Source organism: Amycolatopsis sp. NPDC051106 (assembly GCF_040682775.1).
Lineage (GTDB): Bacteria > Actinomycetota > Actinomycetes > Mycobacteriales > Pseudonocardiaceae > Amycolatopsis.
The window spans coordinates 80,943-102,469 of sequence record NZ_JBFBBQ010000026.1; the positions used below are offsets into that span (position 1 = coordinate 80,943).

At 71.3% G+C, this 21,527-nt stretch carries 21 protein-coding genes and 1 tRNA gene; 13 read left to right on the top strand and 9 right to left on the bottom strand.

Annotated elements, in window-relative coordinates; translation table 11 throughout:
• Window positions 1-7 precede the first annotated feature (7 nt).
• Both AB0M83_RS21075 and AB0M83_RS21080 read right to left on the bottom strand, forming a co-directional pair.
• A complete protein-coding gene (locus AB0M83_RS21075) occupies window positions 8-994 on the bottom strand; it encodes an MCE family protein (RefSeq protein ID WP_364519406.1) in 987 nt (328 codons plus the stop codon).
• A gap of 69 nt (window positions 995-1,063) precedes the next feature.
• Window positions 1,064-2,254, bottom strand: coding sequence for an FAD-dependent monooxygenase (locus tag AB0M83_RS21080; RefSeq protein ID WP_364519408.1), 1,191 nt, complete (start codon window positions 2,252-2,254; stop codon window positions 1,064-1,066).
• A 112-nt stretch (window positions 2,255-2,366) separates the two neighbouring features.
• Between AB0M83_RS21080 and AB0M83_RS21085 the strand changes: the two genes are divergently transcribed.
• A complete protein-coding gene (locus tag AB0M83_RS21085) occupies window positions 2,367-3,029 on the top strand; it encodes a TetR/AcrR family transcriptional regulator (RefSeq protein ID WP_364519410.1) in 663 nt (220 codons plus the stop codon).
• On the opposite strand, the gene AB0M83_RS21090 is transcribed toward AB0M83_RS21085, so the two are convergent.
• Together AB0M83_RS21090 and AB0M83_RS21095 are read right to left on the bottom strand one after the other, a co-directional pair.
• Window positions 3,026-3,301 (bottom strand): YggT family protein, encoded by a 276-nt coding sequence (locus AB0M83_RS21090; RefSeq protein WP_155541239.1) that lies wholly within the window; start codon window positions 3,299-3,301, stop codon window positions 3,026-3,028. The two genes, AB0M83_RS21085 and AB0M83_RS21090, sit on opposite strands and share 4 nt — an antisense overlap.
• 61 nt (window positions 3,302-3,362) lie before the next feature.
• Window positions 3,363-4,277, bottom strand: coding sequence for an MBL fold metallo-hydrolase (locus AB0M83_RS21095; protein ID WP_364519412.1), 915 nt, complete (start codon window positions 4,275-4,277; stop codon window positions 3,363-3,365).
• 81 nt (window positions 4,278-4,358) lie between these two features.
• Between AB0M83_RS21095 and AB0M83_RS21100 the strand changes: the two genes are divergently transcribed.
• Window positions 4,359-5,237, top strand: a complete 879-nt coding sequence (locus AB0M83_RS21100; protein WP_364519414.1) for an AraC family transcriptional regulator — start codon at window positions 4,359-4,361, stop codon at window positions 5,235-5,237.
• Entirely contained in the window at window positions 5,234-5,827 is a 594-nt protein-coding gene (locus AB0M83_RS21105; protein WP_364519416.1) for a hypothetical protein, read from the top strand. The genes AB0M83_RS21100 and AB0M83_RS21105 overlap by 4 nt, the downstream gene beginning before the upstream one ends.
• A gap of 62 nt (window positions 5,828-5,889) precedes the next feature.
• Here the strand turns inward: AB0M83_RS21105 and AB0M83_RS21110 are convergent.
• A tRNA-Arg gene (locus AB0M83_RS21110) sits at window positions 5,890-5,962 on the bottom strand.
• A gap of 150 nt (window positions 5,963-6,112) precedes the next feature.
• Between AB0M83_RS21110 and AB0M83_RS21115 the strand changes: the two genes are divergently transcribed.
• Complete coding sequence (locus AB0M83_RS21115) at window positions 6,113-7,213, top strand: epoxide hydrolase family protein (protein WP_364519417.1); 1,101 nt, start codon at window positions 6,113-6,115, stop codon at window positions 7,211-7,213.
• A gap of 16 nt (window positions 7,214-7,229) precedes the next feature.
• Here AB0M83_RS21115 and AB0M83_RS21120 read toward each other — a convergent pair whose 3' ends face one another.
• The gene (locus tag AB0M83_RS21120) at window positions 7,230-7,355 is read right to left on the bottom strand and encodes a hypothetical protein (RefSeq protein ID WP_364519419.1); all 126 of its coding nucleotides are present in this window, start codon (window positions 7,353-7,355) and stop codon (window positions 7,230-7,232) included.
• A 364-nt stretch (window positions 7,356-7,719) separates the two neighbouring features.
• Between AB0M83_RS21120 and AB0M83_RS21125 the strand changes: the two genes are divergently transcribed.
• Entirely contained in the window at window positions 7,720-8,640 is a 921-nt protein-coding gene (locus tag AB0M83_RS21125; RefSeq protein WP_364519421.1) for a cation diffusion facilitator family transporter, read from the top strand.
• Here the strand turns inward: AB0M83_RS21125 and AB0M83_RS21130 are convergent, their stop codons facing one another.
• Together AB0M83_RS21130 and AB0M83_RS21135 are read right to left on the bottom strand one after the other, a co-directional pair.
• Window positions 8,641-9,351 (bottom strand): DUF305 domain-containing protein, encoded by a 711-nt coding sequence (locus AB0M83_RS21130; protein ID WP_364519423.1) that lies wholly within the window; start codon window positions 9,349-9,351, stop codon window positions 8,641-8,643. It abuts the gene before it with no gap.
• Window positions 9,348-10,175, bottom strand: coding sequence for a DUF3105 domain-containing protein (locus tag AB0M83_RS21135; RefSeq protein ID WP_364519425.1), 828 nt, complete (start codon window positions 10,173-10,175; stop codon window positions 9,348-9,350). The genes AB0M83_RS21130 and AB0M83_RS21135 overlap by 4 nt, the downstream gene beginning before the upstream one ends.
• Before the next feature lie 196 nt (window positions 10,176-10,371).
• On the opposite strand from AB0M83_RS21135, the gene argS reads away from it, so the two are divergent.
• From argS to prfA, 8 genes are all read left to right on the top strand, one after another.
• Complete coding sequence (argS, locus tag AB0M83_RS21140; protein ID WP_364519427.1) at window positions 10,372-12,027, top strand: arginine--tRNA ligase; 1,656 nt, start codon at window positions 10,372-10,374, stop codon at window positions 12,025-12,027.
• 3 nt (window positions 12,028-12,030) lie between these two features.
• Window positions 12,031-13,461 carry a diaminopimelate decarboxylase gene (gene lysA / locus AB0M83_RS21145; RefSeq protein ID WP_364519429.1) on the top strand — a complete coding sequence of 477 codons (1,431 nt, stop codon included), beginning with the start codon at window positions 12,031-12,033 and terminating at the stop codon, window positions 13,459-13,461.
• On the top strand, window positions 13,458-14,780 hold the full coding sequence (locus AB0M83_RS21150) for a homoserine dehydrogenase (protein ID WP_364519462.1): 1,323 nt from the start codon (window positions 13,458-13,460) through the stop codon (window positions 14,778-14,780). Before lysA ends, AB0M83_RS21150 begins: the two co-directional genes overlap by 4 nt.
• On the top strand, window positions 14,777-15,838 hold the full coding sequence (thrC, locus tag AB0M83_RS21155; protein ID WP_364519431.1) for a threonine synthase: 1,062 nt from the start codon (window positions 14,777-14,779) through the stop codon (window positions 15,836-15,838). Before AB0M83_RS21150 ends, thrC begins: the two co-directional genes overlap by 4 nt.
• A gap of 103 nt (window positions 15,839-15,941) precedes the next feature.
• Window positions 15,942-16,826 carry a homoserine kinase gene (gene thrB, locus AB0M83_RS21160; protein WP_364519433.1) on the top strand — a complete coding sequence of 295 codons (885 nt, stop codon included), beginning with the start codon at window positions 15,942-15,944 and terminating at the stop codon, window positions 16,824-16,826.
• Window positions 16,827-17,225: 399 nt separating this feature from the next.
• Window positions 17,226-19,223 carry a transcription termination factor Rho gene (rho, locus tag AB0M83_RS21165; RefSeq protein WP_364519435.1) on the top strand — a complete coding sequence of 666 codons (1,998 nt, stop codon included), beginning with the start codon at window positions 17,226-17,228 and terminating at the stop codon, window positions 19,221-19,223.
• A gap of 182 nt (window positions 19,224-19,405) precedes the next feature.
• Window positions 19,406-19,636 carry a 50S ribosomal protein L31 gene (rpmE, locus tag AB0M83_RS21170; protein ID WP_284744227.1) on the top strand — a complete coding sequence of 77 codons (231 nt, stop codon included), beginning with the start codon at window positions 19,406-19,408 and terminating at the stop codon, window positions 19,634-19,636.
• Window positions 19,637-19,712: 76 nt separating this feature from the next.
• Window positions 19,713-20,783 (top strand): peptide chain release factor 1, encoded by a 1,071-nt coding sequence (gene prfA, locus AB0M83_RS21175; protein WP_364519437.1) that lies wholly within the window; start codon window positions 19,713-19,715, stop codon window positions 20,781-20,783.
• On the opposite strand, the gene AB0M83_RS21180 is transcribed toward prfA, so the two are convergent.
• Window positions 20,784-21,440 carry a TetR/AcrR family transcriptional regulator gene (locus tag AB0M83_RS21180; protein ID WP_364519439.1) on the bottom strand — a complete coding sequence of 219 codons (657 nt, stop codon included), beginning with the start codon at window positions 21,438-21,440 and terminating at the stop codon, window positions 20,784-20,786.
• Between the last annotated feature and the right edge of the window lie 87 nt (window positions 21,441-21,527).

Consider the following 21,527-nt stretch of genomic DNA (forward strand, 5'->3'; position numbering starts at 1 on the left):
CGCGGGCTCAGCCGTGGCAGCCTGCTTCGTTCAGCGGGCCGAACGACGGCAGGACGAGCCCGCACAGGTAGCCGTCGACCCACCGGCCGTTCCCGGAGAGGTTGGTGCCGAGCCGGACCAGCGGCGCGAACGCCCGGATGCCGGCGGCGAGCGCGTCCTGGTTGCGCTGCAGCATCGACGTCAGCTGGTCGAGCTGGGTGAGCAGCGGACCCAGCCGCGTGTCGTTGTCGCTGATCAGCCCGGACAGTTCGGTGGCGAGCCGGCGCGAGCCGTCGAGCAGGGAGCTGATCGCCTGTTCGCGGTCGCCGACCTCGGCGAGCAGCTGGTTCCCGTCGTCGAGGAGCTGCCGCACGGCGGCGTCGCGGTCGACGAGCGTCTGCGAGACCACCCGCGTGTTGCCCAGCAGGGTGGCGAGCTGCTGGTCGCGCGTGGCGAGCGTGTCCGACAGCCGCGACAGTCCGGTGAGCGCCGCGCGGACGCTCTGCGGGGTGTTCGCCAGCGTCGCCGACAGCGTGTCGAAACTCTTCGCCAGCCGGGTGGTGTCGATCCTGTCCACAGTGGACGACAGCTCCCCGAACGCCGCGAGGATGTCGTAGGGAACGCTGGTGCGCGACCGCGGGATCGGCTTGCCGGGGTCGAGCGTCCCGTCGCCCTGCGGGTCCAGCGCGAGGTACTTCTGGCCGAGCACGGTCTTCAGCCGGATCGCCGCGCCTGTCGTGTCACCCAGCCACGCGCCCTTGACCCGGAAGGAAATCAGCACGTGGTCGCCGCGCAACTCGACGTCCGAGACGCGGCCGACCTCGACCCCAGCGATGCGGACGTCGTTGCCCTCGGACACGCCGGCCGCCTCGGTGAACTCGGCGGCGTAGGTGGTGCCGTCACCGATCACGGGCAGGGAGCGCGCGTTGAGCGCCGTGAGCACGCCCAGCGCCAGCACGGTCAGGCCGGCGAACGCCGTCCGGACCGGGGCGTCGGCGGCCCGACGTGGTGACATGGCGGCAAGAGTGACGCAGGCCACGCCGGGTCGCCAGCCGAGTCCCCCGATGAGACGAAGATCGTCGCCTCACGCCGACGTGAGCGCGGGGTACTCACGATATTCCAGCGCGTTGGCCGCGCGATCGGTCATCCAGGTGAACACCCTGCCGAACAGCCGCGTGCTCAGCATCCGGTAGGCGCGGTTGCGGCTGCGGATCTTCGCGGCGGTGCGCGGCGCGAGGAAGTTGCCCGAGCCCCTGCCGTTCTTCTGCCCGACCGTGGCCGGCTTGCGGAGGCGCTCCTCGTACTTCGCGAACGCCGTCACGTGGTCGCCGCCGGCCGCCGCGAGCTCGCCGGCCAGCACCTGGGCGCCCATCATCGCGAGGCCGGTGCCGGAGCCGCCGGGGCCGGCGCACCACGCGGCATCGCCGAGCAGCACGACCCGGCCCTTCGACCAGCGGCCGAGGTGGATCTGGCTGATCGAATCGACGTACAGGTCGTCCGCGTCCGGCAGCGCCTCGAGGAGTTTCGGCGTTTCCCAACCGGTGTCCGCGAAGAGCCGCGCGACCAAGGCACGCTGCTCGTCGGGGGTGCGGCGGCGGAACTCGACGCCGTCGGCGGCGAAGACCAGGCCGACGTGCAGCCGGTCCGGGAGGCGGTGGCTGCCGACGGTCAGGCCACGGCCGGGCTCGTTGTACATCACGCTCGCGTGGTCGAGCCCGAGGTGGTTGGGGGCGGTGAACCCGGCGATCCCGAATCCGAGGTCGCGGCGGAAGCCCTCTTCGGGCCCGAAGGCGGCGGCCCGCACGCCGGAGTGCACGCCGTCGGCCCCGACGACGAGGTCGAACCGCCGTGGCGCGCCGTGGCGGAAGGTGACGTCGACGCCGCCCGCCGTCTCGGTCAGGCTCGTGACGCGGTCGCCGAAGACGTACTCGGTGTAGTCCTTGGTGTGCTCGTAGAGGATCCGCGCGAGGTCGCCGCGGAGGATCTCGACCTCCCCGCTCCAGGCGGCGCCGGGCACGGTCAGCTGGGGCCGCGCGTCGAGGCCGAGCACGGTCTGGTCGCCCATGGCGGTCTCGAAGCGGTGGACGTCGTCGAGGATGCCCATCGCCCGCAGGAGCTTGACCTGCTCACCCCGGAAGTCGACGGCCTGCCCGCCGGGCCGCAGCGCGGGCGCGGTCTCGACGACGGTCACGCGGTAGCCGTGGCGGTGCAGCCAGTAGGCCGCGGACGGGCCGGCGATGCTGGCCCCGGACACGAGCACGGTCTTCGTTGTCATCGGAGTGTCCTCTCGGGTCGGTGCTGATGACCCCAAGGTGCTCCGCCGCGCTGACGGTCCACGCACGATCCGCTGACCGTCCGGCCGGTGGTGTCCGGTTCGAGTGGCTAGCATGGCGCGCGTGGACCGCTCCGCCGCAGACCGGATCCCGCAGGACGGCGAGGATGCCGCCGTCGAGGCGCGCATCCTCAACGCCGCCGCGCACCTCGTCGCCGACGAGGGCTTCGGCCGGCTGAAGCTCGGCGCCGTCTGCGCGCGGTCCGGCTACGCGCGGTCCGTCATCTTCCAGCACTTCGGTGACAAGGACGGGCTCGGCCAGCGGCTGGTCGAGTACGCCGTCGAGGAGTTCACCACCGCCTACAGCGAGGCCGTCGCGGCCCGGACCGGTTCGGCCACCGCGACGCCGATGGACATGCTGCGCGCGCTGCTCGACATCATCTTCGAGCTGATCCGCACGATGCCGACGCTCAACCAGGCCTTCCTGGCGTGCTGGGGCGACGCGGCGGCGGAGTACTCGGCCCTGCGCGGCGCGCTGACCGAGGCCGACCGCCGGTTCCGGTTCGCCATCGCCCAGACCCTGGCCAGCGGCGTCGCGGACGGCTCGATCACCGGGGTCCGCGACGCCGACGCGTACGCGGGAGCGCTGCTGGCGCAGCTGCGGGGCATCTCGATGCAGGCGCTGATCGACCCCGACGGCGTCGACCTGCGCGGGGTCCGCAGCGAACTGGAGCGCAGCATCGATCGGCTGGCCGCGGGGTACCGCGGCAGCCTCTAGAGCGCGAACACGATCCCCCGCAGCACGATCACCCCGATGAAGACCAGCGTGAAGGCGAGGTCGAGGGAGATCCCGCCGATCCGCACCGGCCGCACGACCCGCCGCACCGGCCCGATGACCGGCTCGGTGGCCGAGTAGGCCAGGCTCCGCGCGCGCCGCGTCCACGGCGGGCTGTCGGCCAGCATCCCCACCCAGTCCAGCACCATCCGCGCGATCAGCACGAGCAGGTACAGGCTCAGCGCGAAGCCGAGCAGTGTCCCTAGTGCACCCATGGTTCCTCCTTGTCCCCCTGACAACGCCCGGAGGCGCACGGCAGTGCCGGATCCGTCCGGTTCACAGGTTCTCGACAGGATCGCCCGCCCAGCGCCGGATGGCGAACCGGCTGCCGTCGCGCCGGACTTCCGCCGCGCCCGGGCCGGCGAAGTGGGCCGGGACGACGAGCTCGCGGTTGTCGGCGGCGCGTTCGAGGACGCGGCGCCGGGTGGCGGCGGCTTGCTGTGCGTCTTCGCAGAAGCAGCTGCTGTGCTGGGGTTCGAGGATCTGGACGGGGCTGTGCAGGAGGTCGCCGACGAAGACGGCGCGGTCTCCACCGGAGGCCAGGCGGACGACGGACGAGCCGGGCGTGTGACCGGGCGCGGGTTCGAGGGTCAGGTTGCGGTCGATGCGGTGCTTTCCCTCCCACAGCACGGCTTTGCCGAGCACGGGGGCGATGCTGTCGGCGTAGACGAGCAGGCTGCCTTCGCGGCGCAGCTGGTCGTGCGCGGTGCGCGGGGCGGGCCGCCGGTGGGCGTTGCGCGGGTCGAAGTACGCCTGGTCGGCGCGGGGGATCAGGTACGTGGCGTTGGGGAAGGCCGGCACCCATTCGCCGTTGCGCAGCAGGGTGTTCCAGCCGACGTGGTCGTAGTGGATGTGGGTGTTGACGACGACGTCGACGTCTTCGGGCCGGACACCGGCAGCCTGGAGCCGGCTGAGGAAGTCCGTCGTCAGGTGGTCGAACAGCGGGATCTGCGGGCGGTCGCGGTCGTTGCCGACGCCGGTGTCGACGAGGATGGTCCGGCCTTCGCTGCGCAGCACCCAGGTCTGGACGGCGCCGCGGTAGCCGCCCGTGTCGGGGTTCCAGTGGTCGGGCGCGAGCCAGCGGGCGTTGTCCTGCCAGAGCTCGGGCGGGCTGGGGACGATGGTCCGGGCGGGGGCGATCTCGCCCTGCCACTCGAGGACCCTCACGACTTCGACGTCACCGATGTGCATACCTTCACTCTGACGCTCTCGCTTGAGCTTTCCAATGTCTTGACTGCTCACTTTGATGCGCGATCGTCTTATACTGGCGACGTGGACCTGTTGAGTGACGCGATCACCGCGGTACGGATCGGGCAGCCGACGTCGAACCGGCTGAGCGCCGGCGCCGAGTGGTGCTACGGCTTCGCGCCGTACGAGGGCGCGGGCTTCCACGTGCTGCTGCGCGGCAGCGGCTGGCTGATCCCGGCCGACGGCGAGCCGGTACCCCTGGGCGCGGGCGACGTGGTCCTGGTCCCGCACGGCAGCGCGCACACGCTGTCGTCGCGGCCGGACGCGTCGGGCGCGGTGCCGTTCGAGACGGCGGTCCCCGAGCCGGACGGCCGGACGGAGTTCCTGTGCGGCAAGTACCGCCTGTCCCAGGCGCGCCGCCACCCGGTGCTGGCGAGCCTGCCGGAGGTGGTGCACATCCCCGCCCGGGTCGGCGGTGCCCCGGAACTCCGGGCGGCGATCGAGCTGCTCGGCGCGGAGGCGACTTCGCACCGCCCGGGCTCGGCGACCGTCCTCACCGGTCTGCTGGACGTGGTGCTGGTGTACCTGATCCGCGCGTGGCTGGAAGGAAACCCGGGCGAGGGCTGGCCCCAGGCGTTGCACGACCCCGCGATCGCGGCGGCGCTGGAGGCGTTGCACGGGAATCCCGAGGTGCCGTGGCGCATCGAGGACCTGGCATCTCGGGCGGGCCTGTCCCGTGCGACGCTCGCCCGCCGGTTCACGGCGTTGACGGGCCGTCCGCCGATGGCGTACTTGACGTGGTGGCGCCTGACCACGGCGGCGCGTTTGCTGCAGGACACCGATCTTCCGTTGCCGTCGATCGCTTCGAGGGTCGGCTATGGCTCGCCTTTCGCGTTTTCGCACGCGTTCAAGCGTGAGTTCGGTGTCGCACCGGGAAACTACCGGCTAGGGTCACGATCATGAAGCCTGTTTCCGCAGCGGACCTCGACGCGTCGATCGCTTGCCTCGCCGAGGGTTTGCGCCCGGCGGCGACGAAGGACTGGACGACGGCGGCGGGCACGGGCGACCTGGACGCGTGGCACACGGCGGAGCACATCGGCGACTGTTTGCTGTCGTACGCGGCTCAGGTGGTGTCCCGCCGTCCCAGCGGTTACGTGCCTTTCCTTGCGGTGCTGGAAAAGGGGGTCCCCGCGGCCGAGGCGCTGGAGTTCGCGCTGACGGGTAGCACGATCCTCGCGGCGGTGGTCCGCACGGCGTCCCCGGAGGCGCGCGCGTACCACCCGACGGGCACGGCGGACCCGGCCGGCTTCGCGGCCATGGGCTGCGCGGAGGTATTGGTCCACGGCGAGGACATCGCGCGCGGCCTGGGTCTGGCGCTGGACCCACCCCGCCCGGTTTGCGCGCTGGTGATGGCGAGGCTGTTCCCCCACCTGGGCGACGTTTCGGACCTGGACCCGTGGACGGCGCTGCTGTGGGCCATGGACCGCGTGGAGGTCCCGGGCCGTCCGAAGCAGACGGGGTGGCGCTGGCACGGGGCACCGCTGGAGAAGTGAGACGCGAAAAAGCCCCTGTCGCGATGCTGCCGACAGGGGCTGACTGGCCGTTGTGCAAAATGTGCCCTCGGCAGGATTCGAACCTGCGACACCTGCCTCCGGAGGGCAGTGCTCTATCCCCTGAGCTACGAGGGCCCATCGCTGGGCGACTCCGAAAGCTTAGCGCATCCTCCGGACCTCTCGCGGGCAGGTGGTCCCATCCAAGAACCCGCTGGTCAGCGGAATGGAAGTTGGTCCATTAGCCGGGACGTCGCTAGCGTGGGAAGCCCACCTGAAGGAGCCGAGATGGTCAAGCCGTTCCAGGTCTCACTCGATGAGGCCGATATCGCGGACCTGCGGGAGCGGCTTCGGCGGACTCGGTGGCCCGAGGCCGAGACCGTCCAGGACTGGTCGCAGGGCGTGCCGCTCTCCTACGTCCGGGAACTGTGCCGGGACTGGGGTGAGGAGTACGACTTCGGGTTCGCCGCCCGGCTCAACGCCTTCCCGCAGTTCCGGGCCGAGGTCGATGGCGTCGGGCTGCACTTCGTGCACCTGCGGTCGCCGGAGGCCGATGCGCTGCCGCTCGTGCTGACCCACGGGTGGCCCGGGTCCGTTCTCGAGTTCCTCGACGTCTTCGGGCCGCTCGCGGACCCCGCGAAGTACGGCGGGGATCCCGCGGACGCCTTCCACGTCGTCGCTCCGTCGCTGCCCGGGTTCGGGTGGAGCGACAAGCCCGCGCTGAAGATCGCACGGGTCGCCGAGCTCTTCGACCAGCTCATGCAGCAGCTCGGCTACGACCGCTACGGCGCGCAGGGTGGCGATTGGGGTGCCGCCGTCTCGAACGCCCTCGCGCGGTCCGGGCGGGTCGCCGGGGTGCACGTCAACTTCGCGCCGGTGCGGATGGACCAGGACGATCCGACGCCCGCGGAGCGGCGGGCCCTCGCCGACCTCGAAGAGTTCCGGCGCTCCGGGGCCGGCTACTCCGCCCAGCAGGCGACCCGGCCGCAGACGCTCGGCTACGGCCTCACCGACTCGCCCGCCGGCCAGGCCGCCTGGATCGCCGAGAAGTTCTGGGCCTGGACCGACAACAAGGGCCACCCGGAGGACGCCGTCGACCGGCAGAGGATCCTCGACGACATCTCCGCCTACTGGTTCACCGCGACGGCGGCGTCGTCGGCTCGGATGTACTGGGAGAACAACGACCGCGACCTGTCCACAGTAGACGTTCCGGCCGGGGTTTCGGTGTTCCCCAAGGAAATCGTCCGGCCGTCGCGGCGGCAGGCCGAGCAGCGCTACACCGATCTGCGGTGGTTCGAGGAGCTGCCCGTCGGCGGGCACTTCGCCGCGCTCGAGCAGCCCGGGCTGTTCGTCGAGCAGGTGCGCGGCTTCTTCCGGCTGGTGCGCTAGGCGAGCCAGCCGCTCGTCAGGCGCTGGGCGGCCGAACCGTCGCGGTCTCCGCGTAGGGGCCGGCCTCGGCGAAGAGTCGCTCGTCGACGCCGAAGTAGTTCGCGAACTCCGTCGCGACCGCGCCCGGCTCGACGACGCACACGGTGACGCCTGGGCCGCGGCGACCGGCGCGAGCGACTCCATCAAGCCTTCGACGGCGAACTTCGCCGCGCAGTACGCCTCGTTGAACGGCTGGCCGACCGCGCCGCCGAGCGGGCGCTGGGTTTCGCGGCCGAACTGCTCACGGCGCTCGGCCCGCACGATCGCGTGAAGCTGCGCGATCTGCGCGGCGAATGGTCGACGTCGAAGCGTGACTGTCCGCACGCTGGGAAACCCCTCCTGGTGGATTGGGCGCGATCGGCGCGCGGAGTAGCTTTCGAGTGGGTGAACTTAGGCTGCCCTCTGTTGCACATATGCGCATCCGACTATATGTTTGGCTTCGACGGTGACCCGGGAACGGAGGCGGAATGGGACACGGCCACGGACACGGCCAGGCGGTCGCGCCGGCGAGCGCGTCGGGCCGGTACGTGCGGAGCCTGACCATCGCCCTCGGCATCGGCGCCGGCTTCATGGTGCTCGAGTTCATCGTCGGATTCACGACCGGCTCGCTGGCCCTGATCTCCGACGCGGCGCACATGTTCACCGACGTCCTCGGGGTCGGCATGGCGCTCGCCGCGATCATCCTGGCGCGGCGCACCGGTCCCACGGTCAGCCGCACGTTCGGGCTCTACCGCGCGGAGGTGCTGGCCGCCCTGGCCAACGCGGTCCTGCTGTTCGGGGTCGCGGGGTACGTCCTCGTCGAAGCCGTCGGCCGGATCAGCGACCCGCCCGCGGTGCCCGGCCTGCCGGTGCTGCTGGCCGCCACGGCCGGCCTCGTGGCCAACATCGTGTCGTTCGCCGTGCTGCGCTCGGGTGCGAAGGAGAGCCTCAACGTCCGCGGCGCCTACCTCGAGGTGCTGGCCGACCTCATCGGCTCGGTCGGCGTGCTGCTCAGCGGCGCGCTGACGCTGCTGACGGGCTGGCGTTACGCCGACCCGATCATCGGTGTCGCGATCGGGCTGTTCGTGCTGCCCCGCACGTGGACGCTGGCCCGCCGCGCGCTGCGCATCCTGTTCCAGCACGCGCCCCAGGGCGTCGACGTCGGCGCGATCAACGCCGAGCTGGCCGCGCTCCCGGGCGTGGCGGACGTGCACGACCTGCACGTCTGGACGCTGACTTCGGGGATGGAGGTGGCTTCGGCGCACCTGACGCTGGCGCCGCCCGCGCAGCAGTCGGACGTGCTGACGGAGGCGCAGAACCTGCTGGCTTCGCGGTACGCGATCGAGCACGCGACGCTGCAGGTGGAAGCGCCGCACTGTGCGCGGCGCTGCCAGGAACTCAGCTGGTAGTCAGGGGAGTGGCTGGGCGCCCCGGCCCGAAAGCATCAGCTTCATCTGGTCCATCTCCGCGCCCTGCGACGTCAGGATGCTCCGGACCAGCGCCTGCAGCGCGGTCATGTTCGAATGCCCCGCCGCGTACTGGGCCATCGAGGTTCCGCCCTGGTGGTGGCGGAGCATCAGCTGGAGGAAGTACACGTCCAGCGCCTTGCCCGACAGCGACCGCAGCTTGGCCAGCTCCGCCTCGGTCGCCATGCCCGGCATCAGGGCGCCGGCGCCCGGGTTGACCGAGGACGTGCCCATCGCCATGCCGTCGTGGCCGGCCATCGGTTCCGTCATCCACTTCATCGGCGCGCCGATCGCCTGCTCCGGCTGGTCCCACAGCATGAGCCAGCCCTTCATCCGGCCGACCTGCTCGAGCTGCGTGCGCTCGATGTCGAAGGCCAGCTGGCGGATCTCCGGGTCGGTCGAGTGGTCGCGGGCCCAGCCGGCCATCGTGACGGCCTGCAGGTGGTGCGTCGACATGTCCTGCGCGAAGCCGACCTCGACGGACCCGGCGGCCGGGGTGCCGGCCGCCGGGTCGCCGTCGATGGTGCGGGTGAGGAACATCCCCGCCGTCGCGCCGATGAGCAGCACCGCGAGCAGTGTTCCGCCGATGATCACCCAGCGGGACCAGGTCGGCTGCTCGGGAGCTTCGACGTCGAGGTCGGCTTCGGTGCTCACTTGGTGGGGGTCGCCGAAGGCGCCGGGGCGCCGGTCGAGGGGACGGGCTGCTGGCTCATGCCACCGGTCTGCTGGTCGGCCTGCGCGCCCGTGCTGCCCTTGTAGTCCATCGGCTTGGCGTCCGGGCCCGGCTTCGACGGGTCGAACGGCGGCGGGTTGTCCGGGTCGAACTGGCCCGGGCCGAGGGCGTCACAGGACGCGCCGACCTCGGGGTAGACGCCGTTCGGGTTGCTGCGCAGCGCCGCGATGAACTCGTCGATGCGGGCGTCGTCGGCCTTGTCCAGCTTCAGCTGGTGCCCCCACGACTGCAGGGAGATCGGCTTGTCGAGACCCGGGTACGGCGACAGCATCGTGTACGGCTTGCCCTCGGCGCGGACCTTCAGCAGGTTCAGCGCGTCGCCGCTGATCTGCTGCGGGTTGTAGGCGATCCAGACGGCGCCGTGCTCCAGCGCGTGGACCATGTTCTCGGTCCGGACCGCGTTCGGGTACACCGTGCCGGTGCAGGTGGCCCAGTAGCCGTCGTGCGGGCCGCCGAACGGCGGGGTCTTGTCGTAGGCGACGCGCTCGGTCGGGAGCACGTGCACGCTGCCCGTGTAGGTCGCGGTCACCACGCCGGGGATGCGCTTCGAGGGGTCGGGGTCCGACGCGGTCGGCGCGAACGACGCAGCGGCGGCCTCGCGGTCCTTCTGCTCACGCTTCGGCGCCGACTGCACCATGTAGTAGATGATCACCGAGGCGGCCAGTGCCACGATGGCGACGACGGCGATGATCGTGCCCCACGGCGTGCCCTTCTTGCTCACCACGGAACCGCGGGCCGCCTTCACCGCCGACCCCTTTTTCCGAGTTGTCCCGTTCGCCATGGCTCCCGCGTTCTCCCTCTGGTGGCTGCGGACGGATTCCCGCCCGGGCCAGTGTAGAGACCGGCCGTCTGATCACCGTTAACGCCTCACACACCCACCCGCCGTGACGTGGCCGAGACCGCTGAAAGCGTCCGACCTGGGCACACCTAGAATTCGGCAGGTGACTCCCGCCGCTCTCGCCGACCTGGTCCGCAGCTCCGCCGTGCAGGTGCTCGCCGCACGCGGCATCGACGACGCCGTGCTGCCGGAGCAGGTGACCATCGAACGCCCGCGCAACCCCGACCACGGCGACTACGCGACGAACCTGGCCCTCCAGGTGGCCAAGAAGGCCGGGCTGAAGCCGCGCGACTTCGCCGAGGCGCTCGCCGAGGCGGTCGCGGCCACCGACGGCGTCGCCTCCGCCGAGGTGGCGGGCCCCGGCTTCCTCAACTTCCGGCTCGCCGCGGCCGCGCAGGGCGACATCGTGCGCCAGGTGCTCGACGCCGGCGCCGCGTTCGGCCGCGGCGACGCGCTGGCCGGCACGAAGATCAACCTCGAGTTCGTCTCGGCGAACCCGACCGGCCCGATCCACCTGGGCGGCACCCGCTGGGCCGCGGTCGGCGACGCGCTGGGCCGGGTGCTGGGCGCGCAGGGTGCGGACGTCACCCGCGAGTACTACTTCAACGACGCCGGGGCCCAGATCGACCGGTTCGTCCGGTCCCTGATCGCCGCCGCGAAGGGCGAGCCCGCGCCGGAAGACGGCTACGCGGGCGGCTACATCAACGACATCGCCGCCGAGGTCATCAAGGCCGAGCCGAGCGCGCTGTCGCTGCCGGAGGAACAGCGCCACGAGACGTTCCGCCGGATCGGCATCGAGCTGATGTTCACCGAGATCAGGGAGAGCCTGCACGAGTTCGGCACCGACTTCGACGTCTACTTCCACGAGAACTCGCTGCACGAGTCGGGCGCGGTCGACGCCGCCGTCCAGCAGCTGAAGGACTCCGGGAACCTGTACTTCAACGACGGCGCGTGGTGGCTGAAGTCGTCGGAGTACGGCGACGACAAGGACCGCGTCGTCATCAAGCAGGACGGCAACCCGGCCTACATCGCCGGCGACCTGGCCTACTTCAAGGACAAGCGCAACCGCGGCTTCGACCTGTGCATCTACATGCTCGGCGCGGACCACCACGGCTACATCGCCCGCCTGAAGGCCGCGGCCGCCGCGTTCGGCGACGACCCGGCGACGGTCGAGGTGCTGATCGGCCAGATGGTCAACCTGGTCAGCGACGGCAAGCCGGTGCGGATGTCCAAGCGCGCGGGCACCGTGATCACCATGGAGGACCTCGTCGAGGCCGTCGGCGTCGACCCGGCCCGCTACGAGCTGATCCGGTACTCCGTGGACTCCACTTTGGACGTCGACCTGGACCTGCTGCGCAAGCACTCCAACGACAACCCCGTCTACTACGTCCAGTACGCGCACGCGCGGCTGGCGTCCCTGCAGCGCAACGCGGCCGACCTCGGCCTCAAGTCCGGTTCGGACGTCGATTTCGGACTGCTGACGCTGCCCGCCGAGGGCGACCTGATCCGCACCATCGGCGAGTTCCCGGAAACCGTGCGCCGCGCCGCCGAAATGCGGGAGCCGCACCGGATCGCGCGCTACCTCGAAGAACTCGCGGGCGCCTACCACAAGTTCTACACCGTGGGCCGCGTGCTGCCCATGGGCGACGAAGAGGCGACCCCTCTGACGTACGCCCGGCTCGCGCTGTGCGAGGCCGCCCGCCAGGTGCTGGCGAACGGCCTCGCCCTCCTCGGTGTTTCGGCTCCGGAACGGATGTAAGAAATGGCTCACCCCGCGGGCCCCAGGCACGCCGACGTCTACCCCCACGCCGACACCTCCGGGCTCCAGCCGTCCGGGGTCGAGGAACTCGACAACCTCCCCGCGAAGGTCTGGCCCCGCAACACCTTCCGCGCCGCCGACGGCGTCGTGCGGATCGCCGGGGTCGACGTCCGCGAGCTCGCCGAGAAGCACGGCACGCCCCTGTTCGTGGTCGACGAGGCCGACTTCAAGTCCCGCTGCGCGGACTACGCCGAGGCGTTCGACGACCCGTCGCTCGTGCACTACGCGTCGAAGGCGTTCCTCTCCATCGAGATCGCCCGCTGGGTGGCCGAGCAGGGGCTGAGCCTCGACGTCTGCAGCGGCGGCGAGCTCGCCGTGGCGCAGCGCGCGAACTTCCCGGCCGAGCGGATCACCTTCCACGGCAACAACAAGTCACCCGCGGAGCTCGAAGCGGCGATCGTCGCCGGGGTCGGCACGATCGTGCTCGACTCGTACTTCGAGATCGCCCGGCTGGCCGACATCGCGGCGCGTCACGACGTCGTGCAGGCGGTGCTCATCCGGGTCACCGTCGGCGTCGAGGCGCACACCCACGAGTTCATCGCGACCGCCCACGAGGACCAGAAGTTCGGGTTCTCGCTGGCTTCCGGCGACGCGGCCGAGGCGGTGCGCCGGGTCCTCAACGCGCGCTCGCTCAAGCTCGTCGGCCTGCACAGCCACATCGGCTCGCAGATCTTCGACGCCGACGGCTTCGAGGTCGCCGCCCGCCGCGTCGTCGGGCTGCTCGCCGACCTCGCCAAGGAGCACGGCCCCGAGCTGCTCGACCAGCTGAGCCTGGTCGACCTCGGCGGCGGCTTCGGCATCGCCTACACCGAAAAGGACAACCCGCCGCCCCCGGCGCAGATGATCACGCAGATCCGCGAGATCGTCCGCAAGGAGTGCGCGTACGCGGGCCTGCCGGTGCCGCGCATCGCCGGGGAGCCCGGCCGCGCCATCGCCGGTCCCGGCACGGTCACGCTGTACGAGGTCGGCACCATCAAGGACGTCTCGCTCGGCGACGACCTGTCGCGCCGGTACGTCAGCGTCGACGGCGGGATGAGCGACAACATCCGGACCGCGCTCTACGACGCGGTGTACGACGTCCGGGTGGTTTCCCGCTCCGCGGGCGACAACGACCAGCCGGTGCAGGCCGTGCTGTCCCGGGTCGTGGGAAAACACTGTGAGTCCGGCGACATCGTCGTACGAGACTGCTGGTTGCCCGACACGCTGGCTCCCGGCGACCTGCTGGCGGTCGCGGCGACCGGTGCCTACTGCTACTCGATGGCGAGCACGTACAACCGGCAGCCGCGCCCGGCCGTGGTCGCCGTGCGCAACGGCGGCTCCCGGCTGCTGCTGCGGCGCGAGACGACCGACGACATGCTTCGCCTGGAGGTCTGAATACTGTGGCTGCCCCAGAGGAACGGCGAGCCGTCAAGGTCGCCCTGCTCGGCTGCGGGACCGTCGGCGGCGAGGTCGCCCGGCTGCTCTCCGAGCAGGCCGACGAGCTGGCCGCCCGGGCGGGAGTGGCGGTCGAGCTGGCCGGCATCGCCGTCCGCCGCCCGGACAAGCACCCCGAGCTGCCGCCGGAGCTGCTGACCGCCGACGCCGAAAAGCTCGTGACCCGCGACGACGTCGACGTCGTGGTCGAGCTGGTCGGCGGCATCGAGCCGGTGCGCGGCTGGCTGCTGGCCGCGCTGAAGGCCGGGAAGTCCGTCGTCACGGCGAACAAGGCCCTGCTCGCCGAACACTCCGCCGACCTGTTCGAGGCGGCCGACGCCGCGGGCGCCGACCTCTACTTCGAGGCCGCGGTCGCCGGGGCCATCCCGTTGCTGCGCCCGCTGCGCGAATCCCTCGCGGGCGACCGGATCACCCGCGTGATGGGCATCGTCAACGGGACCACGAACTACATCCTGTCCGCGATGGACTCGACCGGCGCCGGCTACGCGGAGACGCTCGACGAGGCCAGCCGCCTCGGGTACGCCGAAGCCGACCCGACCGCCGACGTCGACGGCTACGACGCCGCGTCGAAGGCCGCGATCCTCGCGTCGCTGGCCTTCCACACGCGCGTGACGGCTTCGGACGTGCACCGCGAGGGCATCGCCGACGTCACCGCCGCCGACCTCGGCGCGGCCCGGATGCTCGGCCGCACGGTCAAGCTCCTGGCGATCTGCGAACGCGTGGCCGACGACGACGGTGTCGAGTCGGTCTCCGCCCGCGTGCACCCGGTGATGATCCCGCGCAGCCACCAGCTGGCCGGCGTGGGCGGGGCGTTCAACGCCGTCTACGTCGAGGCCGACGCCGCCGGCGAGCTGATGTTCTACGGCCAGGGCGCGGGCGGCGCGCCGACCGCGAGCGCGGTGCTCGGCGACCTCGTCGCGGTGGCCCGCAACCTGGTGGCCGGCGGCCGCGGCCCGCGCGAGTCCGCGCACGCGGCGCTGCCGGTGCGGCCGATGGGCCAGACCCCGACCCGTTACCACGTAAGCCTTTCCGTGGCCGACCGCGCCGGTGTGCTCGCCCAGGTGGCGCAGGCGTTCGCCGGGCACGGCGTGAGCATCGCGGCCGTGCGGCAGAGCGACGTCGGCGACCGCGCGAGCCTGGTCGTGGTGACCCACCAGGCCCCGGACGCGGCCCTGCAGTCCACTGTGGACGAGATCGCGAAGCTCGACGTCGTCCACGAAGTCGTCAGCGTCATGCGGGTGGAAGGCGAAGACCAGTGACAAGCCAGCCCTGGCCGGGAATCATCGAGGCGTACCGGGACCGCGTCCCGGTCCCGGACGGGGCGCAGGTCGTCACGCTCGGGGAAGGCAACACACCGCTGCTGCCCGCGCGGCACCTGTCCGAGCTGACCGGCTGCGAGGTGTACCTCAAGGTCGAGGGCGCCAACCCGACGGGCTCGTTCAAGGACCGCGGGATGACCGTGGCGATCACGCACGCGCTCGCGAGCGGCCTCAAGGCGGTGATCTGCGCGTCGACCGGCAACACGTCCGCCTCGGCCGCGGCCTACGCCGCCCGCGCCGGGCTCACCTGCGCCGTGCTGGTGCCCCAGGGCAAGATCGCGATGGGCAAGCTCGCCCAGGCCGTCCTGCACGGCGCGCGGATCCTGCAGGTGGACGGCAACTTCGACGACTGCCTCGAGCTGGCCCGCAAGACCGCGGCCGACTACCTGGTCACCCTGGTCAACTCGGTCAACCCGGTGCGCATCGCCGGCCAGAAGACCGCGGCGTTCGAAATCTGCGACGCGCTCGGCGCGGCGCCGGACATCCACTGCCTGCCGGTCGGCAACGCGGGGAACATCACCGCCTACTGGGCGGGGTATTCGGAGTACGCGGCCGACGATGTGGTGAAGAACACCCCGCGGATGTTCGGCTTCCAGGCGGCCGGCGCGGCGCCGCTGGTGCACGGCGAGCCGGTGCGCGACCCGGACACGATCGCCACCGCGATCCGGATCGGCAGCCCGGCGTCGTGGACGGCCGCGGTGAAGGCGAAGGACGCGTCCGACGGGCTCTTCGAAGCCGTGACGGACGAGAAGATCCTCGAGGCGTACCGGCTGCTGGCCGGGCGCGAGGGCGTGTTCGTCGAGCCGGCGTCGGCCACCAGCGTGGCCGGCCTGCTCGCCACGGCCGCCGACGGACGGCTGCCCCGCGGGTCGCGCGTGGTCTGCACCGTCACCGGCCACGGCCTGAAGGACCCGCAGACGGCCCTGGCGGGCAACGTCGAGGTCGAACCCCTCGCGGTGGACCCCTCGGCGGTCGCGGCGGCGCTGGACCTGCGGTGAGCGCCGGCTCGCCAGCGCCCCAATGTGGCGTTCGGTGCGTCTCACGCACCCAACGCCACATTGGGTGCGTCCCACGCAACCAACGCCACATTGGGGCGCTCCGGTGACCGGGTTCAAGGTCACCGTCCCGGCGTCGACGGCGAACCTCGGGCCCGGCTTCGACGCCTTCGGCATGGCGCTGGGCCTGCACGACGTCGTCGAGGTGCGGGTCACCGACGCCGGGCTCAAGGTCGAGGTCATCGACGCGGGCGCGGGCGGGGTCGAGGACGTCCCCACCGACGAAACCCACCTCGTCGTGCGGGCCATCCGGCGGACCTGCGCGCACCTCGGCGTCGAGCCGCCGGGCCTGCACCTGCGCTGCTACAACGCGATCCCGCACGCGCGCGGGCTCGGCTCGTCGGCGGCCGCGGTGGTCTCCGGCGTCGCCGCCGGGTACGCCCTGGCGGGCCGGGACCTCGACGAGTTCGGCGCGCTGCAGCTGGCGGCCGGCTTCGAAGGCCACGCCGACAACGCCGCGGCGAGCCTGTTCGGCGGCCTCGTCCTGGCCTGGTGCGAAGGCGCGGAGTTCCACGCCGAGCGCCTCGAGCCGCACGCGGCGATCCGGCCGGTCGTGGCGGTGCCGTCGGTGCGCTCGGCCACCGCGACCACGCGCGGCCTGCTGCCGGCCACCGTGCCGCACGCCGACGCCGCGCACAACGCCGGCCGCGCCGCGCTCGCCGTGCGCGCCCTGACGGCGAAACCGGAGCTGCTCCTCGCGGCCACCGAAGACCGCCTGCACCAGCACTACCGGGCCCCCGCGTACCCGGCGAGCGGCGAATTGGTGACGACTCTGCGTGCACGCGGGGTCGCGGCCGCCATCTCCGGCGCGGGCCCCACGGTGCTCGCGCTGACCACGGCGGGAATACTGCCGCCCGGGGTCGACGTTGAAGGCTTCGACGTCTTCGAGCTGCCCGTTGATCTCGCGGGTGTGCAGGTTGCGGCTCAGTAAAGGCTGGGTCACGTGGCCGCCACCCCGCCCGCCACGCGGGGGGTGGTTGTTGCACCCGGCACCGGCGCGGTCTACCCTCGGGGGCGTTCGATCACCGTGCGTTTCCGCACCCGATGCCGGTCCCCGGATCGCATCCTTCGTTGATCCGCCGAATCCGCACCGCCTGGCAAGCGGGGTAACGCGGAGGAACGCAGGCGGGTTTCCGGTTTCGGCGGTGCCGAATTCCGTGTCCTCCGAATGGAGGACGCAAACCCCTGTGGTGGAGGCGCTCCAGCTGTGTTTCGCACGGCCGAAGAGCTCATCTCCCGTATCGGGGGGCAGATACGCCGGTTCGCGATCAGAAGCGAGCGGCAGTCCGCTGATCCGCCTGGAGGCGTGGATCGGTCAGGAAGGACATGTGTGAGCAACACCGATCTTTTGAGCGACGTGGGTAGCAGCGCCGCGGAGTCGAACGGCACCACCCCCGCTCCCAAGAAGACGGTCGGCGGGTTGACCGGGAAGACCGTGGCGGAACTGCGTTCGCTGGCTGGGGAGCTCGGCGTCGGTGAGACGACGGGCATGCGCAAGGGCGATCTGATCGCCGCGATCCGTGAGCGTCAGGGCAAGTCTCGCAAGCGTGCGGCCAACGAGACCCTGCCGCTGGAGGGCGTCGGCGAGCCGGTCAAGGCCCCGAAGCGGGAGCCCAAGGCCCAGGCGCCGTCGGCGCCGGCCGAGACCAAGCCGGAGCCGAAGGCCGAGGCCCCGGTGGCGAGCGCTCCGGCTGTGGACGCCCCGCCGCAGGCCGAGCGCCCGCAGCAGGACAAGCAGGACGGCCAGCAGAGCCAGGACGGCCAGCCCGAGGAGGGCGGCCGCGGCCGTCGTCGTCGCGGCTCGAACCGGGCCGCCGGGTCGCCCGACAGCCAGGGCGGCGGTGACCGCCAGAGCGGCGGCGACCGCCAGCAGGGTGACCGGCAGCAGGGTGACCGTCAGCAGGGCGACCGTCAGCAGGGCCAGGGTGGTGGCGGGAACAACCGCGACCAGCAGCGCCAGGGCGGCGGCCGCAACGACAGCCGCAATGACAACCGCCAGGACGGCAACCGCCAGCGCAACCAGCAGGACGGCGGCAACCGCGGCGGCCAGGACAACCGGTCCCAGCAGCTCGACGACGACGAGGAAGGCGGCCGTCGCGGCCGTCGCTTCCGCGACCGTCGTCGCCGGGGCAGTGGCGGCGGCCAGCGTGAGGCCGGTTCGCCGGACACCGAGATCCGCGAGGACGACGTCCTGCTGCCCGTCGCGGGCATCCTGGACGTGCTGGACAACTACGCGTTCGTGCGGACCTCCGGCTACCTCGCCGGCCCGAACGACGTGTACGTCTCGCTGTCGTTGGTCCGCAAGTACGGCCTGCGCCGCGGTGACGCCATCACCGGCAGCGTGCGCCAGCCGCGGGAAGGCGAGCAGCAGCGGCAGAAGTTCAACCCGCTGGTGCGCGTCGACTCGATCAACGGGCTGGAGCCGGACGAGGCCAAGCGGCGTCCCGACTTCACCAAGCTGACCCCGCTGTACCCGAACGAGCGGCTGCGCCTCGAGACCGAGTCGCACAAGCTCACGACCCGCGTGATCGACCTGATCATGCCGGTCGGCAAGGGGCAGCGCGCTCTGATCGTGTCGCCGCCGAAGGCCGGTAAGACCACGATCATGCAGGACATCGCGAACGCGATCTCGACGAACAACCCCGAGTGCCACCTGATGGTCGTCCTCGTGGACGAGCGTCCGGAAGAGGTCACGGACATGCAGCGCTCGGTGAAGGGTGAGGTCATCGCCTCGACCTTCGACCGGCCGCCGGCGGACCACACCTCGGTCGCGGAGCTGTCGATCGAGCGGGCCAAGCGCCTGGTCGAGATGGGCCACGACGTCGTCGTGCTGCTCGACTCGATCACCCGGCTCGGCCGCGCGTACAACCTGGCGGCCCCGGCATCCGGCCGGATCCTGTCCGGTGGTGTCGACTCGACCGCGCTCTACCCGCCGAAGCGGTTCCTCGGCGCGGCGCGCAACATCGAGAACGGCGGCTCGCTGACCATCTTCGCCACGGCGATGGTGGAGACCGGGTCGACGATGGACACGGTCATCTTCGAAGAGTTCAAGGGCACCGGTAACGCGGAGCTCAAGCTCGACCGCAAGATCGCCGAGCGCCGCGTGTTCCCGGCCGTCGACGTCAACCCGTCCGGTACTCGCAAGGACGAGCTGCTGCTCAACCCGGACGAGCTGGCCGTCACCGTGAAGCTGAGCCGGGTGCTGCACGCGCTCGACTCGCAGCAGGCCATCGACCTGCTGATCTCGCGGCTGCGCAAGACGAAGACGAACACCGAGTTCCTCATGCAGGTCTCGAAGACCGCCCTCGGCGGCGGCGAAGACGACTGAGCGTGCTCGACGGAGGCCTCCCCGCTAGGCCGCGGGGAGGCCTCCGGCACGTTCGGAATACCAGGTCAGCGGGGTGCGTTCCACTGATCGTCAGCCTGTCTGGCAGAATTACCCGCTGAAGTCCGGCGCCGGTTCACCCCGCGAGAACGACTGGGGACCCGGAGCCAACGAGAGAGGACACCATGAAGAGCGGTATTCATCCCGAGTACGTGGTCACGAACGTGAACTGCGACTGCGGAAACAGCTTCACCACGCGCAGCACCAAGACCAGTGGCGACATCCACGTCGAGATCTGCTCGAACTGCCACCCGTTCTACACGGGCAAGCAGAAGATCATGGACACCGGTGGCCGGGTCGCGCGCTTCGAGGCTCGCTACGGCAAGCGTCAGAAGAAGGACGCCGACGCCAAGTAGCTTTTTTCACGGCGCCCACCCGCACGCGCGGGTGGGCGCCGTTTCTTGTCTTGACCCGGGCTGAGAGGTGGCACAGGTGGATTCGAGCTCGCTCAAGGGGCTGCTCGCCGAACACGCGGAGCTGGAGAGCCAGCTCGCGGACCCGGCGGTGCACGCCGACCAGGCGCGCGCCCGCAAGCTCGGCCGCCGCTACGCCGAGCTGACCCCGGTGGTGCGTGCCGTCCAGGAGCTCGACTCCGTCCGCGACGACCTCTCGGCCGCGAAGGAGATGGCTTCGGAGGACGCGGAGTTCGCCGCGGAGGCCGAGGTACTGGCCGCGCGGATCCCCGAGCTGGAGTCGAAGCTCACCGAGCTGCTGCTGCCGCGCGACCCGTACGACGGCTCCGACGTCGTGATGGAAATCAAGTCCGGCGAAGGTGGCGAGGAGTCGGCCTTGTTCGCCGGCGACCTGCTGCGGATGTACCTGCGCTACGCCGAGCGGCACGGCTGGAAGGCCGAGGTCCTCGACTCGGTGGACTCCGACCTGGGCGGCTTCAAGGACGTCACGCTCTCGATCAAGACGAAGTCGCCCGTCGTCGACGGCGTCTGGTCCCGCCTGAAGTTCGAGGGCGGCGTGCACCGCGTGCAGCGCGTGCCGGCGACCGAGTCGCAGGGCCGGATCCACACGTCGGCGTCCGGGGTGCTGATCTACCCGGAGCCGGAGGAGGTCGAGGTCGAGATCGACCCGAACGACCTGCGCATCGACGTGTTCCGGTCGTCGGGCCCGGGCGGCCAGAGCGTCAACACGACCGACTCGGCGGTCCGGATCACGCACCTGCCGACGGGCATCGTCGTGTCGTGCCAGAACGAGAAGTCGCAGATCCAGAACCGCGCGCGGGCCCTCCAGGTGCTGCAGGCCCGGCTTCAGGCGGTCGCGGAGGAGGAGGCGGCGGCGAAGGCGTCCGACGCCCGCAAGTCGCAGATCCGCACGGTCGACCGGTCGGAGCGGATCCGCACGTACAACTTCCCGGAGAACCGCATCTCGGACCACCGGGTGAACTACAAGGCGTACAACCTGGACCAGGTCCTGGACGGCGAACTCGACGGTGTCTTGGACGCGTTGGCGACGGCCGACCGCGAAGAGCGGCTGGCCACTTCCGCCGGCTGACTAGCGCGGGATCCCGGCTTCGATCTGCGCGAGCTGGGCGGCGAGGAGCTCCTCGAACGCCGCCCGGCGGTCTGCGCCGAGGGGGCGCACTTCGCGGGCGAAGTGGGACAAAGCCGGGAAGCGCTCGGGGTCGGCGCCCAGCACCGCGACGCGGAACTGTTCCATGCCTTGTTCGTGCTCGGTGGGGGTGACGGTGCTGACCCCGGCCTCGGACGCGATCAGTGCGGCGATGAGGATCGCCAGCCGGTGGTAGCGCGCCGGAATTTCTTCGTCGGGCAGCCCGGACGTGCGCAGGGCCTGCAGCACCTCTTCCATGACGAGCCGGGACCCGGCGCCGCCTGACGCGTAGCGGCCCCAGATCGCGGCGATCTGCGGATGCCGGCCGAAGGCCTCCCGCAAGCGCAGCGCCGTGGCGGTGAGGCGCTGCTTCCAGTCGCCCTCGGGGTGGTAGCCGTCCATGGCCGACACGAGGATCCGGTCGGCGACCGCGCGCAGCAGTTCGGTCTTGTTCCGGAAGTGCCGGTACAGGCTGGACGAATCGGTGCCGAGCGCCGCCGCGAGCTTGCGCACGCTGAACGACTCCGCGTCACCGGTGCGCAGGAGCTCCGCCGCCGTGTCCAGGATTTCTTCGGTCGCCCAACGCCTTCGGCCGGTCATCTCGCCCCTCTCGTCCGAGCCAGTCTAGCTTATGCACTTGCTGTTGCACGCACTGCGTGCATAATGAGGACAGATGGCTGGGGGGAG

Excerpts from the sequence above, each read along its gene's own strand:
- AB0M83_RS21115 (WP_364519417.1), top strand. The coding sequence starts at position 6,113 with ATGGTCAAGCCGTTCCAGGTCTCACTCGATGAGGCCGATATCGCGGAC.
- AB0M83_RS21180 (WP_364519439.1), bottom strand. The coding sequence starts at position 21,440 with ATGACCGGCCGAAGGCGTTGGGCGACCGAAGAAATCCTGGACACGGCG.
- lysA (WP_364519429.1), top strand. The coding sequence starts at position 12,031 with ATGGCTCACCCCGCGGGCCCCAGGCACGCCGACGTCTACCCCCACGCC.
- AB0M83_RS21085 (WP_364519410.1), top strand. The coding sequence starts at position 2,367 with ATGGCGCGCGTGGACCGCTCCGCCGCAGACCGGATCCCGCAGGACGGC.
- AB0M83_RS21090 (WP_155541239.1), bottom strand. The coding sequence starts at position 3,301 with ATGGGTGCACTAGGGACACTGCTCGGCTTCGCGCTGAGCCTGTACCTG.
- AB0M83_RS21080 (WP_364519408.1), bottom strand. The coding sequence starts at position 2,254 with ATGACAACGAAGACCGTGCTCGTGTCCGGGGCCAGCATCGCCGGCCCG.
- AB0M83_RS21075 (WP_364519406.1), bottom strand. The coding sequence starts at position 994 with ATGTCACCACGTCGGGCCGCCGACGCCCCGGTCCGGACGGCGTTCGCC.
- AB0M83_RS21125 (WP_364519421.1), top strand. The coding sequence starts at position 7,720 with ATGGGACACGGCCACGGACACGGCCAGGCGGTCGCGCCGGCGAGCGCG.
- AB0M83_RS21105 (WP_364519416.1), top strand. The coding sequence starts at position 5,234 with ATGAAGCCTGTTTCCGCAGCGGACCTCGACGCGTCGATCGCTTGCCTC.
- AB0M83_RS21095 (WP_364519412.1), bottom strand. The coding sequence starts at position 4,277 with ATGCACATCGGTGACGTCGAAGTCGTGAGGGTCCTCGAGTGGCAGGGC.
- rpmE (WP_284744227.1), top strand. The coding sequence starts at position 19,406 with ATGAAGAGCGGTATTCATCCCGAGTACGTGGTCACGAACGTGAACTGC.